We start from the raw sequence: 14,029 nt of genomic DNA on the forward strand, positions 1-14,029 counted from the left end.
CGCGCCACGCCTCGCCACGCGGCCTCACGCATCCCAACGCGGCCAAAACCACGGAACCGACACAACGAGCGGTTAAAATCCCAATATTCTTCTAGCCTTCCCGGAGTACAGCAATGTCTTTGCAACGTCGTACCACTCTCTCGAAGTACCTGATCGAGCAGCAGCGCGAAACGAACAACCTGCCGGCCGATCTGCGCCTTTTGATCGAAGTCGTCGCGCGTGCGTGCAAGGCGATCAGCTACCACGTCAGCAAAGGCGCGCTCGGCGACGCGCTCGGAACGGCGGGCAGCGAGAACGTCCAGGGCGAGGTGCAGAAGAAGCTCGACATCCTCTCGAACGAAATCCTGCTCGAAGCGAACGAATGGGGCGGCAACCTCGCCGGCATGGCGTCCGAGGAAATGGAACAGTTCTTCCCGATCCCGGCCAACTATCCGAAGGGCGAATACCTGCTCGTGTTCGATCCGCTCGACGGCTCGTCGAACATCGACGTCAACGTGTCGATCGGCACGATCTTCTCGGTGCTGCGCTGCCCGGACGGCCATCAGGCCACCGAGCAATCGTTCCTGCAGCCGGGCACGCAGCAGGTCGCCGCGGGTTACGCAGTGTATGGCCCGCAAACCGTGCTCGTGCTGACCACTGGCAACGGCGTGAACTGCTTTACGCTCGATCGCGAACTCGGCTCGTGGGTGCTCACGCAAAGCGACATGCGCATTCCGGTCGAAACGCGCGAGTATGCGATCAACGCGTCGAACGAGCGCCAATGGTATGCGCCGGTCCAGCAATACATCGGCGAATTGAAAGCGGGCAAGGATGGTTCGCGCCAGGCCGACTTCAACATGCGCTGGATCGCATCGATGGTCGCAGACGTGCACCGTATCCTGAATCGCGGCGGCATCTTCATGTACCCGGCCGACAAGCGCACACCGGACAAGCCGGGCAAGCTACGTCTGATGTACGAGGCGAATCCGATGGCGTTCATCGTCGAGCAGGCGGGCGGCGCCGCAACCAATGGCGAGAAGCGCATTCTCGACATCCAGCCGAAGAGTCTGCACGAACGCGTCGCGGTGTTCCTCGGCTCGAAGAACGAGGTCGATCGTGTGACCCGCTACCACCTCGAAGCGAAAAAGTGATCTCGAAATAAAAAAGTGCCGCCAAGGACTTGCCAAGGCACTAAAACAATACCTATAATCTCGTTTCTCCTGATGCCGGAATAGCTCAGACGGTAGAGCAGCGCATTCGTAATGCGAAGGTCGGGGGTTCGATTCCTCTTTCCGGCACCACAAGATTCAAGCAAAAAGCCCAGTCATTGCGACTGGGCTTTTTGCTTTCTGGAATTCGTGTAAGCGCAGGTGTAAGCAATTTTCAGCAATGCACGGAACCGCGCCGTTCGCCAGCGTTGAGTGGTACGCCCGGCGCCGGAAGCCGGAAGCTACCAGCCGCCGCCCCATTTCAGGCAGTGCCACATACGCCGCCATGTGGGATATCTGATTTTTCGGTGTATCCGTATTTCGCGGTTGCCGTTTCACTGTGCATCGCAGTGAAGAGAGCGACATGGATCTGGCCTGCTCCGGTGTCGTTGAACGGCCAGGAGCAGCCGCTCCCGAACACCCCGGATACGACGCCGCAATGACCGAACGGCATCAACCAGCTGACGTTCAACTCATTCGATGCTTCCGGCAAACCTTTCGGCCAACTGCTCCCGCTCGAACGCTTCGACAACGAAGTCGACAAACACCCGTGTTTTCGCCGGCAGCAGCGCTCGCGTTGCGTAATAGATCGAAATCGACCCGGCGTTCGCGTACCAGCGCGGTAGCAATCGTATGAGTTCCCCCCGTTCGATTGACGACAGCACGTCTGACACGGACAGCAGCGCAACGCCCAGTCCGAGAATCGCCGCTTCACGCATCGCTGCCGGGTCGTTGACCGTGATGGTCTCGCGAAGTTGCGCAGGCTTTTCACTGCCTGCTGTGTCACGCATCGTCCGGTGACGCACGCGCCCGGTGCGGCTCGAACGCATCACGATGCCGTCGAGTTGCGCAAGATCTCCGGGATCGGCCAGCGGTAGGCGGCCAGCCATGTAGGCCGGGGACGCAACCGCCACGAGATGTGCGGGCGCCAACGCGCGAGACACGACACCCGGTGCGAGATCGAATCCGCCACCCAGCGCCGCATCGTATCCCTCTGCGATCAGGTCGACCTGCCGGTTTTCGAAGTACCAATCCAGACGAACCATCGGATAGCGTGCGAGGAACGCCGGCAGCAGCGGCATGACGTACGTGATGCCGAACGTCGGCGCCAGGCTGACTTTCAGCACGCCGGCAGGCTCACTACGATCGGTCGAGACGGACGCGATCGCTGCCTGCAAGGCGTCCAGATTGCCACCAATTTCCATGAGAAAGCGCTCTCCCGCCTCGGTCAGCGTGAGCTTGCGCGTCGAGCGCTGGAACAGCCGCACGCCGAGATTGCGTTCTAGCAGAGCAACGTTGCGACTGACCGCGGCGGGCGTCAATGCAAGACGCCGCGCTGCTGCCGAGAAGCTGCCCGTTTCGGCGCTGCGCGCGAACGACTCGAGGTTGGCGAGGGTTTCCATGTCGGAATATTAAAGTATTGCTTGAAAATAATTCAAGCAATTACCGGCTAATCATCGAGCAATAAAAGCGCCAACATTCGCTCATCGAGCTTTGGGGAGTGAACGTCTCATGCTCTTCCCCTCGCCGGCACAGACGTCGGTTTTGTCACTGATTCATCACCCTTCATCAGGAGCATCGTTATGAGCACCATCGGTATCATCGGAGCAGGCGCCATTGGGTCCGCGTTCGCGAGAGCGCTCACCCGCAAAGGCATCGAAGCCATCATCGCGAACAGCCGGGGCCCAGATTCGCTCACGGACCTCGCCCGCGAACTCGGCTCCTCGATCACGCCGGGAACGCGTGAGCAGGCAGCCGCGCAGGATATCGTTCTCGTCGCAGTGAACTGGTCGAAGCTGCCGTCGGCCCTCTCCGGATTACCGGACTTCGGCGGACGCATCGTGATTGATGCAAACAACCCGATCGAGGCGCCGCGGTTCGAACCAGCGGAATTGCATGGCCGGACGTCGAGTGAAGTATTCGCGGACCTCGTCCCGGGCGCGCGCGTCGTGAAGGCGTTCAATCATCTGCCGGCGCACCTCATCTCCGACGATCCGCAAGCTGAAGGCGGACGCCGCGTGTTGTTCTTCGCGGGAGACGATACGCATGCGAAATCGGCTGTGAGCGGACTGATCGAGCAGATCGGCTTCTTTGGCATCGACCTGGGTTTGCTCGAAGGCGGGGGGAAGCTAGCTCAAATCCCGGGTGGCCCGTTGCCGGTGCTTAATCTCGTCAAATTTGGATAGGTGATGAAAGGGGCACGGCGCCTTCATGCAATAACGCTGGCATTCCCCATGAGTGGCCGCCTGGGTTTGCAAACGGCCATCTCTATACCGAGTTTGCGCAAGACCGTTCCGGGTCGGGAGCGGTCCATCGATTGATGCAAGGAACCCGTGATTTCCCGCTCACCTCATCATGGACGAAGAGACGATGTACGCACCCCCGCACATCAGGTGGATCGAGCGCGTTTGCGGGGCTTCACCAGTCTCTCCACCGCACCTTCGGTGACATTCCCGAATAGTGCAACGTTGCCGCGAGCTCGCGCCGCAAACATGGCACCGTAGACCAGCGACACAAGCGTTGCCGCCTCGGTTTGCACTGATGAGTCCAGCTTGATGAGGCCGTTTTCCACGCCCGACTCGAGCACCTGCTCAAGCCACGAAGCCAGGTGGTCGAAGAACGCTTTCACCACTTTCGCCACGTCCTCAGGCAACGAAGGGAGCTCGGCGCCAAGCATGCCCGCTACGCAGAACGGAGCAGTGTCGTCGACAATGCAGCGCTCCCAATGGCCGATGTAGGCACGCAGCTGCGCAATGGCGTCGGCGCCGCTCGCCTGAAGCGACGCAATGTCGGCGTCAAACGCTTCCCGCCACTCGTTCAACACAGCAATCACGAGATCTGTCTTGACGGGGAAGTGATGGTGAATGCTCGCCTTTCGAATGTCGATCGCTTCCGAGACGTCGGCATAGCTAAACCCGCTATAGCCGCCGCGCATGATGAGCTGCCGCGCCGCCGCAATGATCCTGTTTGCCGTAAGGTCTCCGGTCGCTGTCATTTAGCCTACCATCTAGTCGGTTGAATATTCCACAGTCTACGCCGGGTGAAGCCTAATTTCCAGCCTCGAAAATTTTCTTGCATCTTAGCCATCCTACTAGTAGGATGGCTACATCGATCTGGAACTGTCCTGTCGACTTCTCCGTTACCTCACACTTAGGAGCATGAAAATGAAGATTTCCTCATACGCAGCCAGCATTGCCGCCGCTGTCGCCCTTTCCGCCGCCGCCCTTGGCTCGCAGGCCGCTACGGCCGCGCCGGTCAAGAACATCGTCCTCGTCCACGGCTATTTCGCCGACGGCTCGGGCTGGCAGGCCGTCTCGAAGATCCTCACGCGCGACGGCTACAAGGTCTCTGTCGTTCAGGAGCCGGAAACTTCGTTCGACGACGACGTGAAGGCAACCACCCGCGTCGTCGATGCGCAGGACGGCCCGAGCATCCTCGTCGGTCACAGCTACGGTGGCGCGGTAGTTACCGAGGCAGGCAACGACGAACGGGTCGCGGGTCTCGTCTACGTGGCGGCGTTCCAGCCAGACACGGGAGAATCCCCGCTCCAGCTGACCAAGAAAATGCCACCCGCGACCAAGGCCATCAAGGCGACGGCTGACGGCCACCTGTACATCGATCCGGCCAATTTCCATGAGGATTTCGCCGCCGATCTGCCCGCCGCGGAGGCCAGCTTCATGGCCATCTCCCAGGTCACGCCCGCCGCACAATCGTTCGGCGTTCCGATCACGCACGCCGCGTGGCGGACGAAACCGAGTTGGGCTGTCGTGGCGACCGCGGACCGCGCGATCAATCCCGATCTGGAACGCTTCATGACCCAGCGCGCAGGCAGCAAGACGGTCGAGATCAACTCGAGCCACGTGGCCTACATGTCGCACCCGGCCGAGGTCGCGAAGCTGATCGAGCAAGCCGCAGCGCAGTCCAGCAAAGAATGACGAAACGTGACTCGCCGCCTCGGACCGCGGTATCGGTCGAGGCGGTTCATATCACTCGCGTAGAAGCAAGCAAACGCAACTTGCGAAGCCAGCCCCGATGTCCGATCAGCGCGCGATAGCACCCGAGCCGTTAGTTAGGCATCCTTTCCTCGGGACGCAGCGTCAAGACCCGTACGCCGTTTCGGGTCACGGCTACAGTGTGCTCGAACTGCGCGGACAGTTGTCCATCGCGCGTAACGACCGTCCAGCCATCTTCTTCTGTCCAAACCGCAGGGCGCCCCTGGTTAATCATGGGTTCGATGGTGAACACCATGCCTTCCCGCAACATCAAACCGGTTTGCGGTTTTCCCCAGTGCAGCACCTGGGGATCCTCGTGCATTTCCCGCCCAATGCCATGCCCGCAATATTCTCTTACGACCGAATAGCCGTTTCTCCGGGCGTGCCGCTCAATGGCATGGCCCACATCGCCAAGTCTGGCGCCTGGACGAACAGCCCTGATCCCTTTCCACATGGCTTCGTAGGTCACTTGCACGAGCCGTTCAGCCAGCGGCGACACATCACCGACAAGATATGTTTTGCTGGAGTCAGCGATATAGCCATTTTTCTCTAACGTGATGTCGAAATTGACGATGTCCCCGCTTTGCAAGATCTCGGTGATAGACGGAACACCGTGGCAAACCACGTTGTTGCGGGAAGAGTTGAGCGCGTAGGCATACCCATACTGACCTTTGCTTGCGGGCCGTGCGTTGAGTTCATTGACGATGAAGCTATCGACCAGGTCATTGACCTGCATAGTCGACATGCCGATCAGGTTCAACTGATCCAGATAGCCGAAGACACCCGCCAGCAACGTGCCTGACTCTGCCAGCAATGCAATTTCTTCTGGCCGCTTTGTCATTTCGAAGCCACGTTGACGACTTGCGCTACAACGCCCGCGGCTCGCAGTTCCCCGGCAACGATCTCATTGAAAGCCCGCGTCGGATTCATCTCGCACAACATGCCAATCTTGATCCAGAACGCTGCTTGCGCGTTGATCGACCGGCACGACACTGCGCTGGCCTTACGGATCTGATCGTGTAAATCGTCGTCGATATTCACAATGCCCACATCACTCTCCATATATGAAACGTATACGAATCATATATGCATGCTAAATCGCGATGCAAGCGCTTTCTGGCGTGAGTGAGTGCGGGTTGGCGGATATCGGCCAAAAGCGGCCATGCAATGTCATCAACACAACCAGAGTGCTTGCAGTGTTTGGGTGGATGCCTGCTGCTCCATGCCAGCTTACAGATTCAGAAAATTTCTCTTAAAGACATAGGGTTAAGCAAACATATGCTGTCAGAATATTTCGCATGATTCCGGCAAACCATGCAGATTTGCTGTCCACATCACGTTAGGCGTCTAAACGGAGGCAAACGATGACACGAGTTCGCGTTAATGGCTTCACCATCTCGCTCGACGGATACGGAGCAGGCCCGAATCAGGACATCAATAATCCGCTCGGCGTTGGCGGGACGGAACTGCACCAATGGCTTGTCCCGACACGCACGTTCCAGCGGGCCTTGTTCGGCAAGGACGGCGGTACGACCGGGGTTGACGATGACTTCGCCGCTCGTGGCTTTCAGAATGTCGGGGCCTGGATTCTTGGGAGAAACATGTTCGGACCCATTCGAGGGGACTGGCCGGACACAAACTGGAAAGGCTGGTGGGGAGACAATCCACCGTATCACGCTCCCGTCTTCATCTTGACCCATCATGCTCGTCCCCCCATCGAGATGGAAGGCGGCACGACGTTCCACTTCATAACAGGAGGCATTCGCGAGGCGCTCGACCGTGCACGCGAGACCGCTGCCGGAATGGACGTGCGGATCGGCGGTGGGCCGGACACAATCAAGCAGTATCTTCGTGAGGGCCTCATCGATGAACTGCACATTGCTATCTCGCCGGTCCTGCTCGGCCGGGGAGAATCGCTGTTCCAAGGGGTCGACTCGCGGGCTCTGGGATACGAATGCGTTGAATGCGTAGCGTCGGAGAAGGCCACGCATGTCGTCCTGCGGCGCCAAGGGCGCACAAACGCCTAACCACTCGCTGAAGGCCGACGTCCCTGACGGGCCGCGGCCTTAGCCTCGACGTTGAGTGTCCGCTTTTCCGATTCCTCTTTCTGCGCTCGTCAAAGCCGCGATCGATCGCCCAGTCCTTCAAAGTCGCCCGGCAACTGTGTGGTGTCGCAGTACGACCTTTCACGACATGACGAACGAAGATGCGTATGTTCGCGGGAAGGAACGGCCGCAGCCGAACTGCTGTAGTCGCTCGTGGACGCCGCGTATTCTCCGCCCTTCCAGTCGTCGCGCAAAGTGCGCCGTCCGGTCCGCGACAGCAGCACGAGCGCGATAGCCAGCAGGCTCGTGCCGAACAGATAGCTCGGTGGAAGGTAGCTGGCGTCCGTGAACCGCGCGACCATCGAGATGTAGAACGGCGCAAGGCCGCCGAACAACATCACCGCCGTGTTATACGCAATCGCGACGCCCGTCGAGCGGCCTTGCACCGTAAAGATCTTCACCAGCATCCCAGGATGGGCCGCACCCTGCAGTGTCAGGAACAGCGTGCCGACGATCTGCACGAACATCAGTCTCTGCTCACTCGGCTGCGCCAGCAGAAACCAGAAGAGCGGAAAGACGCACACGAGCCAGCCCGCGATGAAGAAGCAGAACAGCCGGTAAGCGCCAACGCGATCCGCAAGCAAGCCGAACAGCGGCGACAGCATCGTCGTGGCGAGACTCGTCACCAGCACGCCCTTTAGCGTCGAGCCCAGCGACAGGTGCAGATGGAACTGCGCATAGTTCGGCAGATACGCATGCCAGACGTAGTTCAGCGACGTGCCGGCGATCATCACGCCCATCGCGCAAACGAGCGCATCGCCATTTTCGCGGACGAACTGACGTGCACGCGCGAGCGCCGGTGCCTGCGCGGCCGGGCGTGCCTGCATCCGGTGAAAATCGTCCGACTCGTTGACGTGATGCCGTATGTAGAAACCAATCGGCCCGACGAGCGCGCCGATCAGAAACGGTATGCGCCATCCCCACGCGGCGAGCGCTTCATGCGACAGGTGACTCGACAGCAGGTAGCTGAAGCCCGACGACAGGATCGTCGCAAAGCCGAGCGACAGCATGTTGAAGCTGCCGTAGAACATTTTCTTGCCCGGCGGCGCCACTTCGTAGATCGTGACCGAAGACAGCGCGAACTGCGCGCCGACCGCGAAGCCCTGCGCGAGCCGGCCGGCGACGACGAGAACCGGTGCCACCGCACCGATCGTCGCGTAGCCCGGCGTCAACGCGAGCAGCAACGAGGCCATCGACATCGCCACCATGATCCACGACAGCGCCTTCACGCGCCCTGCCCGGTCGGCATACATTCCCATCACGACGCCGCCGATCGGCCGCATCAGAAAACCGACGGCGAACGTCGCGAACGTCAGCAACAGCGACTCGCCGCGGCTGACGGCGGGAAAGAACGTCCGGGCGATGATGCCCGAGAAGAAGGCATACACCGAGAAGTCGAACCACTCGAACGTGCCCCCCGCCACGGTCGTGACGATGACTTTACGAATCCTGCTGGCTTCGCTTGCCGTGTCCATGCGCCTATCCCTGGGTTCGCATCGCGCGCAGTTGCTGCGCGAAGAAGTCCTGGACCACGTCGACCACCTGCATGCCGTTGTGGGCGATATTGTCGAGCTCGTCGAAGCGCACGCCAATACCCGCTGCGTCGAACGACGCCTTGAGCGTTCTCAGCCGCTCGGGGCGCGTGGCGCCCGCGTCATTGATACCCGGCAGGTACATCGGGCTATCGTCGCGCACCGTAATTTCCCAGGTTTCCAGGTCCGCGCGCCCCACCACCATCTGCACCGGCACACGCCGCAGCGCGGGGAGATCGAAGGGCTTGCCGAAATGCCGCTCGAAGCCGCCGAGCCCGAGCCACCAGTCTTTCGATTGATCGAGCACGGTCACATTGCCCGGCGCGCCGATCGAAGCTGCCCACAGCCGTTCCGGGTGAACGTACGCGAAGCGGTTCACGAACTGGCCACCGCCTGAGTAGCCGAACAGCGCAAACGTGTTGAACTGTTTGCCGTAACGCTCGCCTACTTCGCTCACCATGTCGAGCAGCACCCTGTCGTAGCGGATGTCGCCCTCGACGAGGCGCTTGAAGCCGTTGCGATTGCCATCGCCGCGCACCCCTACCGGAAACAGCGGGCACAACACGATACAGCGGTTCCAGCGGCCGAATGGCGCGAACGCATCGCGGTATTGCGTGAACTGACGGCCGGTACCGTGCATCACGACGACGAGTTCGACGTCGTTGCCGGGCGTCGTCACTTCGTGAGGCACGTATAGCACGTACGGAAAGCGCGGATCGCTCCGGCTCGCGTAGACGGTCGTCGTGCCGAGGTCGTACAGCGCTTCGGCTTTCACGTGACCGGTATGAGACGGCGTTGCGGTTTCGGTAACTTCGGACATCTATTTGCTCCTCCCTGACTGTTTGAATGTGGCGCGCAGCGTCGCGCTGTATCGCGCTATGTCGTTCAGGCTGCTTCGGCGATGGGATCCCGCTGCAGGCTGTAGCGGGTGAACACGCGGTTGAGCGCCGGCATCGGCGCGACGTCCATCTCGCCTGCCGCCGGCTGCATGACGATCATCGCGACCGTCGCCGTCATCGTGTGGCGCGTGCCCAGACGCGGCGGCCTGCACACCGAATACGGCGTGCCGAATGCATCGAACAGCGCAGCCTTGACCGCGTTGCGATCGAGCTTCGGCGCCGCGTTCAACAGCTGGCGCACGCGCCAGTCGCGGTAGTAACTGTCGGGCGAGTTCTCGCAGCCGGTGTCGCGCAGCTTCGTGCGGGCAATCGGGCTGACCCAGTGGTTCGCGTGCACGATCAGTTGATCGTCGCCCGGGTAGATCGGGAAAGCTTCGTCGGGCGCGCATTCGAAATCGATGCCGAAGCCCTCGGCCATGCCCAGCATGATGTTGTTCGAACACGATTTCGGGGTCGTCGCGACCGTGCGCAGCGCATTGGCGAACACCGGCTCTTCGAGCACCCGGCGGCGCAGCAGCGACAGCGGCACGCCCAGTTGCGTATAGTCGCGATCCGACTCGAGATAGTTCGCCGTGATCGACACGCCCGCCGCATTCAGCCCGCTGCGCGCAAGGCCGCCCGCCTCGACGAAGGTCAGATAGTCGGGCCCGTCGTCGTTATGCACGCGCAGCACGATGCCGGTATCGACGCAATCGGCCTTCCAGTCCCAGTTCTGCGCGTGGATCAACTGCCCGTTCGCCGAGCGCGACGGCAGCACGAGCACGCCTGTGCAACCGTCTTCGTCTTCGATGCCGGCGTCGGCGTCGGCAAGCTTCGCCTGTTCCACACGCGCTTTTGCGAGCACCTCGGTGCGGGCGTTGATCATCACAATGTCCTCATAGGCCACTTCGGCCCCGGCCGCGATGCCGCGCATCTCCTCGAGGTAGGCCGGCTGGAACTCGCCGATCGCCTGTTCGAGCGAGCGGATGAACGCCGTGCGCGCCTCCTCGCTGTAGCCGAGACTGCGTAACGTCTGCCCGTATCGCGACGCGCTCAGGCGCACGCGCTCCGCTACCGCACGGCCGTACTGCAGGCCGCGATCGTAGGGCTTGCCGGATACGCTGACAAAAGGAAACGGCTGGATTTGCGACATCGTTTGGACTCCTTACCCTGAAAAGCTCCGCATCGGACCTCGCGGCGGCGCTCGTGGCGTCCGATAGGCTGATTGAGTCGATTCTCAGCCGCGATAAACAAAATAAAAAGCGTTATTTTCTTTACCGAAACGAAAAAATTATTTTCGTTTCGTGCGATCATCCGGCGCTTGGGGCTGGCATTTTCAGGAGGTTTGGGATGAGCGAAATCCGGATGCTCCGGACGTTTCTGGCAATCGAAAAACATGGAACGATGGCTGCCGCGGCTGACCGCATCGCACTGACGCACGCGGCCGTCGGCGCGCAGATGCGCACGCTGGAGCGCGTGTGCCAGCGTCAGTTGTTCGACCGCAGCGGGCGGAGCATTCAATTGAACGATGCCGGCCGCTCGATCATCGAGCAGGCGCGCACGGTGATCGCCGCCTATGACTCGCTGCTACGCGGCGTGGCCGACAAGCACACCATCGAAGGCTCGATTACGATCGGCTCGACCGTTTCGTCGATGGGCTTTCTCGCGGCAAACGTGATCCGGCTGAAAGTGCCTTATCCGGGTTTGAACGTACGGCTCACACATGACAGCAGCCCCGAACTGGAGCGACAGGTACGGGCCGGCGAGATCGACGCGGCGGTCATCATCAGCGAACCGCGCGTGACCACGCTGCCGGAATCGTGGGAGCGTCTTTACGAGGAACCGCTCGTGCTGCTGGCGAATCCGGCGATTGCTCCAGCCGATGCGTCGGTCACCTCGCTGCTCAAGCGCCATCCGTTCATCGGTTTCGAGAAGGTGTCGATAACCGGAAGACATGTGAGCAGCGTTCTGCGGCGTCTGCGCGTCGATGTGAACCCGGTGCTGGAGATGAACTCGATTGCCGCGATTGCCGATCTGGTGCGTCAGAACATCGGCGTTTCGATCGTGCCGCGCCTGCGGCATGCTGCGTGGGAAGACGATCCGCAGTTGTCCGTCAAACTGATTCCCGGTGCGACGTGGCGCCGGCACGTCGCATGGTATGAGTTCGGCCGTCAGCCGCGGGCGACCGCGATCGTCAAAAACCAGTTGCTTGCGGCGTTAGCGGATTAGAACAGCGTGGACTGATCGCATCTCACTGGATTGCGATCGGCAGCGCGCGACTCGTTGCAGCCAACCGGCCTTCGCAACGGGCATCGCGCGATGCCCGAACGGCGTTACTCCGCTTCTCTCACCCTTTCGCCCACGCCTGAACCGTCCCCGCGACGAACTCGCGATACGACCTCGGCTTGCGGCCCAGCAGCTGCGCGAGCCGTTCGACCTCCGCTGCGGATGCCACCGCGCCGTCCCGCTGATAGCGCTGCATCATCAGCCGCATGTCATATGCGAGCCACGCCGGAGCGGACGCCTTGAGACGTTGTTCGAGCACGTCGAGATCGTCGCCGCCATAACGCACCGTGCGTTCGAGCGCTTCGGACCACGCCGCGCTCACCGTTTCCGCCGTCATTGCATCGGGACCGACGAGTTCGTATGCAATGCGCGGCAGCGGACCATCAGCGCGTTCGCGACGGAGCAGTTCACGCGCCGCGGCATCGCCGATGTCGCGCACATCGACCATCGAGATGCCTTTGCTTCCAATCGGCATTCCATAGACGCCATGTGTGAGCAACGCGTCCTTCTGACGGGCGTCGTTCTGAATGAAATACGCTGGGCGCAGCACGGTTGCGGGCAAGTCGCATTGCTCGATCATCCGTTCGGCTGTGTGCTTGCTGGCGAAATGCGGAACGTCCGCGTACTCCGCGCCCTTGAAGACCGACAGGTACACCAGGCCCTTCACGCCCGCTTCGCGAGCGACGCTCAGGGTCTGCAGCACTTGCGTCAGTTCGTCGGCGGCGTTGGGTGCGAGCAGGAATAGCACGCTGACACCGCGCATCGCATCGCGGATGGAGTCCACGTCGGACAGATCGCCTCTCACTGCGATGACGCCATCCTCAAATTGCGCCTTGGCGGGCGAACGCGTCAGCGCCCGCACTTCTACGTCGCTACTGCGCAGATGTTCCAGCACCTGCTTGCCCACGACGCCCGTGCTTCCGGTTACCAGAATTGCCATGATTTTCTCCTAAGGGTAAATGGACTGCGTCAGCCCGTAGACACACGATAGTCGTTCCATCCAACAACGGAAAGTGCCAGAATAAAGACATGTCGTCTCACTGATGGAACGATACGGGAGTTGACGTATGGATCTGACCTCGCTTGCCGATTTCAACGCCGTCGCCGTGCATGGCGGCTTCGGCCCGGCCAGCCGTGCCTTGGATCGCCCCAAAGCGACCCTGTCGCGGCGCGTGGCCGAGCTCGAGGAAAGTCTGGGAGTTCGCCTGATCGAGCGAGGATCCCGGCGGCTACGGTTGACGGAAGAAGGCCAGGTTCTGCACGAGCGCACCCGAGGGTTAATGGCCGAGATCCAGGAAGCAGGCGATGCGGTCGCGTCACGCGCGCCGGTACCACGAGGGCGCTTGCGAATCAGCGCACCTGTCGTATTCGCGCATGTCGTGCTGTGCCGGATCGCGGCACGTTTTGCGCTCGCCTATGCGCAGGTCGAATTGGAGGTCGTCGCGGAAGACCGCGTCGCAGACCCGGCGGAAGACAGCTTCGACCTCGTTATCCGGATCGATCCGCCGCGCGACGAACTGCTGGTCGGTCGACGCATCCTCGATGACGTGAGGATGGTGGTCGCGTCGCCGTCGATGTCGATGTCGATACCGTCCGATCCTGGGGCCGACGGCAGCGACAGTAGTGGCGAAAGCGCGCGGGCCGTTCCTGCTGTCGTGTCGTCGGCATCGTCGACATCCGCTGCGATGAGTGGCGCGATGTGGACAATGCGAACACCATCCGGTGAGCTAAAAACGCTGAAACCGGCGCCGGTCTTGCGACTGTCGTCGCTTCTGATGATTCGCGACGCAGTGGTGGCGGGTGCGGGCGCAGCGCTCCTGCCTCGTTTGCTGGTCGAGCAGGACATATCACAAGGAAGGCTGGTGTGTTGGGGCACGGAAGCCGGGCCGCCAGTCGAGATCTGGGCGCTTTACAGTTCGCGTCGTCTGCTGAGCGCGAAAGTCCGCGCGTTCCTCGACATGTTGCAGGAACTCCTCGCGCGGACGTAGCTGCACACGAATAGACGCGAGCAACTTCGTCTGAACGGCAGACAGTCACTCAATCTGCGTC

14 protein-coding genes and 1 tRNA gene are annotated in these 14,029 nt (G+C 61.2%); 7 read left to right on the forward strand and 8 right to left on the reverse strand.

Translation table 11 applies throughout. The features are described from left to right. Positions 1-113: 113 nt before the first annotated feature. Positions 114-1,130, forward strand: coding sequence for a class 1 fructose-bisphosphatase (locus B9Z01_RS04645; protein ID WP_085481034.1), 1,017 nt, complete (start codon positions 114-116; stop codon positions 1,128-1,130). 74 nt (positions 1,131-1,204) lie between these two features. Next, a tRNA-Thr gene (locus B9Z01_RS04650) sits at positions 1,205-1,280 on the forward strand. Positions 1,281-1,660: 380 nt separating this feature from the next. Here the strand turns inward: B9Z01_RS04650 and B9Z01_RS04655 are convergent. Continuing rightward, entirely contained in the window at positions 1,661-2,590 is a 930-nt protein-coding gene (locus B9Z01_RS04655; protein WP_085481035.1) for a LysR family transcriptional regulator, read from the reverse strand. A 180-nt stretch (positions 2,591-2,770) separates the two neighbouring features. Here B9Z01_RS04655 and B9Z01_RS04660 point away from each other — a divergent pair, with 180 nt between their 5' ends. After that, complete coding sequence (locus B9Z01_RS04660) at positions 2,771-3,373, forward strand: NADPH-dependent F420 reductase (RefSeq protein WP_085481036.1); 603 nt, start codon at positions 2,771-2,773, stop codon at positions 3,371-3,373. A gap of 203 nt (positions 3,374-3,576) precedes the next feature. Here the strand turns inward: B9Z01_RS04660 and B9Z01_RS04665 are convergent, their stop codons facing one another. Then, the gene (locus B9Z01_RS04665) at positions 3,577-4,182 is read right to left on the reverse strand and encodes a TetR/AcrR family transcriptional regulator (protein WP_085481037.1); all 606 of its coding nucleotides are present in this window, start codon (positions 4,180-4,182) and stop codon (positions 3,577-3,579) included. 169 nt (positions 4,183-4,351) lie between these two features. Here B9Z01_RS04665 and B9Z01_RS04670 point away from each other — a divergent pair, with 169 nt between their 5' ends. Next, positions 4,352-5,122, forward strand: a complete 771-nt coding sequence (locus B9Z01_RS04670) for an alpha/beta fold hydrolase (RefSeq protein WP_085481038.1) — start codon at positions 4,352-4,354, stop codon at positions 5,120-5,122. 130 nt (positions 5,123-5,252) lie between these two features. On the opposite strand, the gene map is transcribed toward B9Z01_RS04670, so the two are convergent. After that, positions 5,253-6,020, reverse strand: coding sequence for a type I methionyl aminopeptidase (gene map / locus B9Z01_RS04675; protein WP_085481039.1), 768 nt, complete (start codon positions 6,018-6,020; stop codon positions 5,253-5,255). Beyond that, positions 6,017-6,229: a ParD-like family protein gene (locus B9Z01_RS04680; protein WP_085481040.1), complete on the reverse strand. Its 213-nt coding sequence runs from the start codon at positions 6,227-6,229 to the stop codon at positions 6,017-6,019. The genes map and B9Z01_RS04680 overlap by 4 nt, the downstream gene beginning before the upstream one ends. 314 nt (positions 6,230-6,543) lie before the next feature. On the opposite strand from B9Z01_RS04680, the gene B9Z01_RS04685 reads away from it, so the two are divergent. Beyond that, on the forward strand, positions 6,544-7,206 hold the full coding sequence (locus B9Z01_RS04685; protein WP_085481041.1) for a dihydrofolate reductase family protein: 663 nt from the start codon (positions 6,544-6,546) through the stop codon (positions 7,204-7,206). Positions 7,207-7,295: 89 nt separating this feature from the next. On the opposite strand, the gene B9Z01_RS04690 is transcribed toward B9Z01_RS04685, so the two are convergent. From B9Z01_RS04690 to B9Z01_RS04700, 3 genes are all read right to left on the reverse strand, one after another. After that, positions 7,296-8,759, reverse strand: coding sequence for an MFS transporter (locus tag B9Z01_RS04690; protein WP_085481042.1), 1,464 nt, complete (start codon positions 8,757-8,759; stop codon positions 7,296-7,298). Between the two features lie 4 nt (positions 8,760-8,763). Further along, positions 8,764-9,516: an alpha/beta hydrolase gene (locus tag B9Z01_RS04695; RefSeq protein ID WP_085481189.1), complete on the reverse strand. Its 753-nt coding sequence runs from the start codon at positions 9,514-9,516 to the stop codon at positions 8,764-8,766. A 185-nt stretch (positions 9,517-9,701) separates the two neighbouring features. Further along, positions 9,702-10,847 carry a C45 family autoproteolytic acyltransferase/hydrolase gene (locus B9Z01_RS04700; protein WP_085481043.1) on the reverse strand — a complete coding sequence of 382 codons (1,146 nt, stop codon included), beginning with the start codon at positions 10,845-10,847 and terminating at the stop codon, positions 9,702-9,704. A 197-nt stretch (positions 10,848-11,044) separates the two neighbouring features. Here B9Z01_RS04700 and B9Z01_RS04705 point away from each other — a divergent pair, with 197 nt between their 5' ends. Further along, a complete protein-coding gene (locus B9Z01_RS04705) occupies positions 11,045-11,923 on the forward strand; it encodes a LysR family transcriptional regulator (protein WP_244195917.1) in 879 nt (292 codons plus the stop codon). Between the two features lie 118 nt (positions 11,924-12,041). Here the strand turns inward: B9Z01_RS04705 and B9Z01_RS04710 are convergent, their stop codons facing one another. Then, on the reverse strand, positions 12,042-12,920 hold the full coding sequence (locus B9Z01_RS04710) for an SDR family oxidoreductase (protein ID WP_085481044.1): 879 nt from the start codon (positions 12,918-12,920) through the stop codon (positions 12,042-12,044). A 127-nt stretch (positions 12,921-13,047) separates the two neighbouring features. Here B9Z01_RS04710 and B9Z01_RS04715 point away from each other — a divergent pair, with 127 nt between their 5' ends. Beyond that, positions 13,048-13,968: a LysR family transcriptional regulator gene (locus B9Z01_RS04715; RefSeq protein WP_085481045.1), complete on the forward strand. Its 921-nt coding sequence runs from the start codon at positions 13,048-13,050 to the stop codon at positions 13,966-13,968. Positions 13,969-14,029 lie beyond the last annotated feature (61 nt).

Origin of the sequence: Paraburkholderia susongensis, from assembly GCF_900177725.1 — a bacterium.
GTDB classification, from domain to species: domain Bacteria; phylum Pseudomonadota; class Gammaproteobacteria; order Burkholderiales; family Burkholderiaceae; genus Paraburkholderia; species Paraburkholderia susongensis.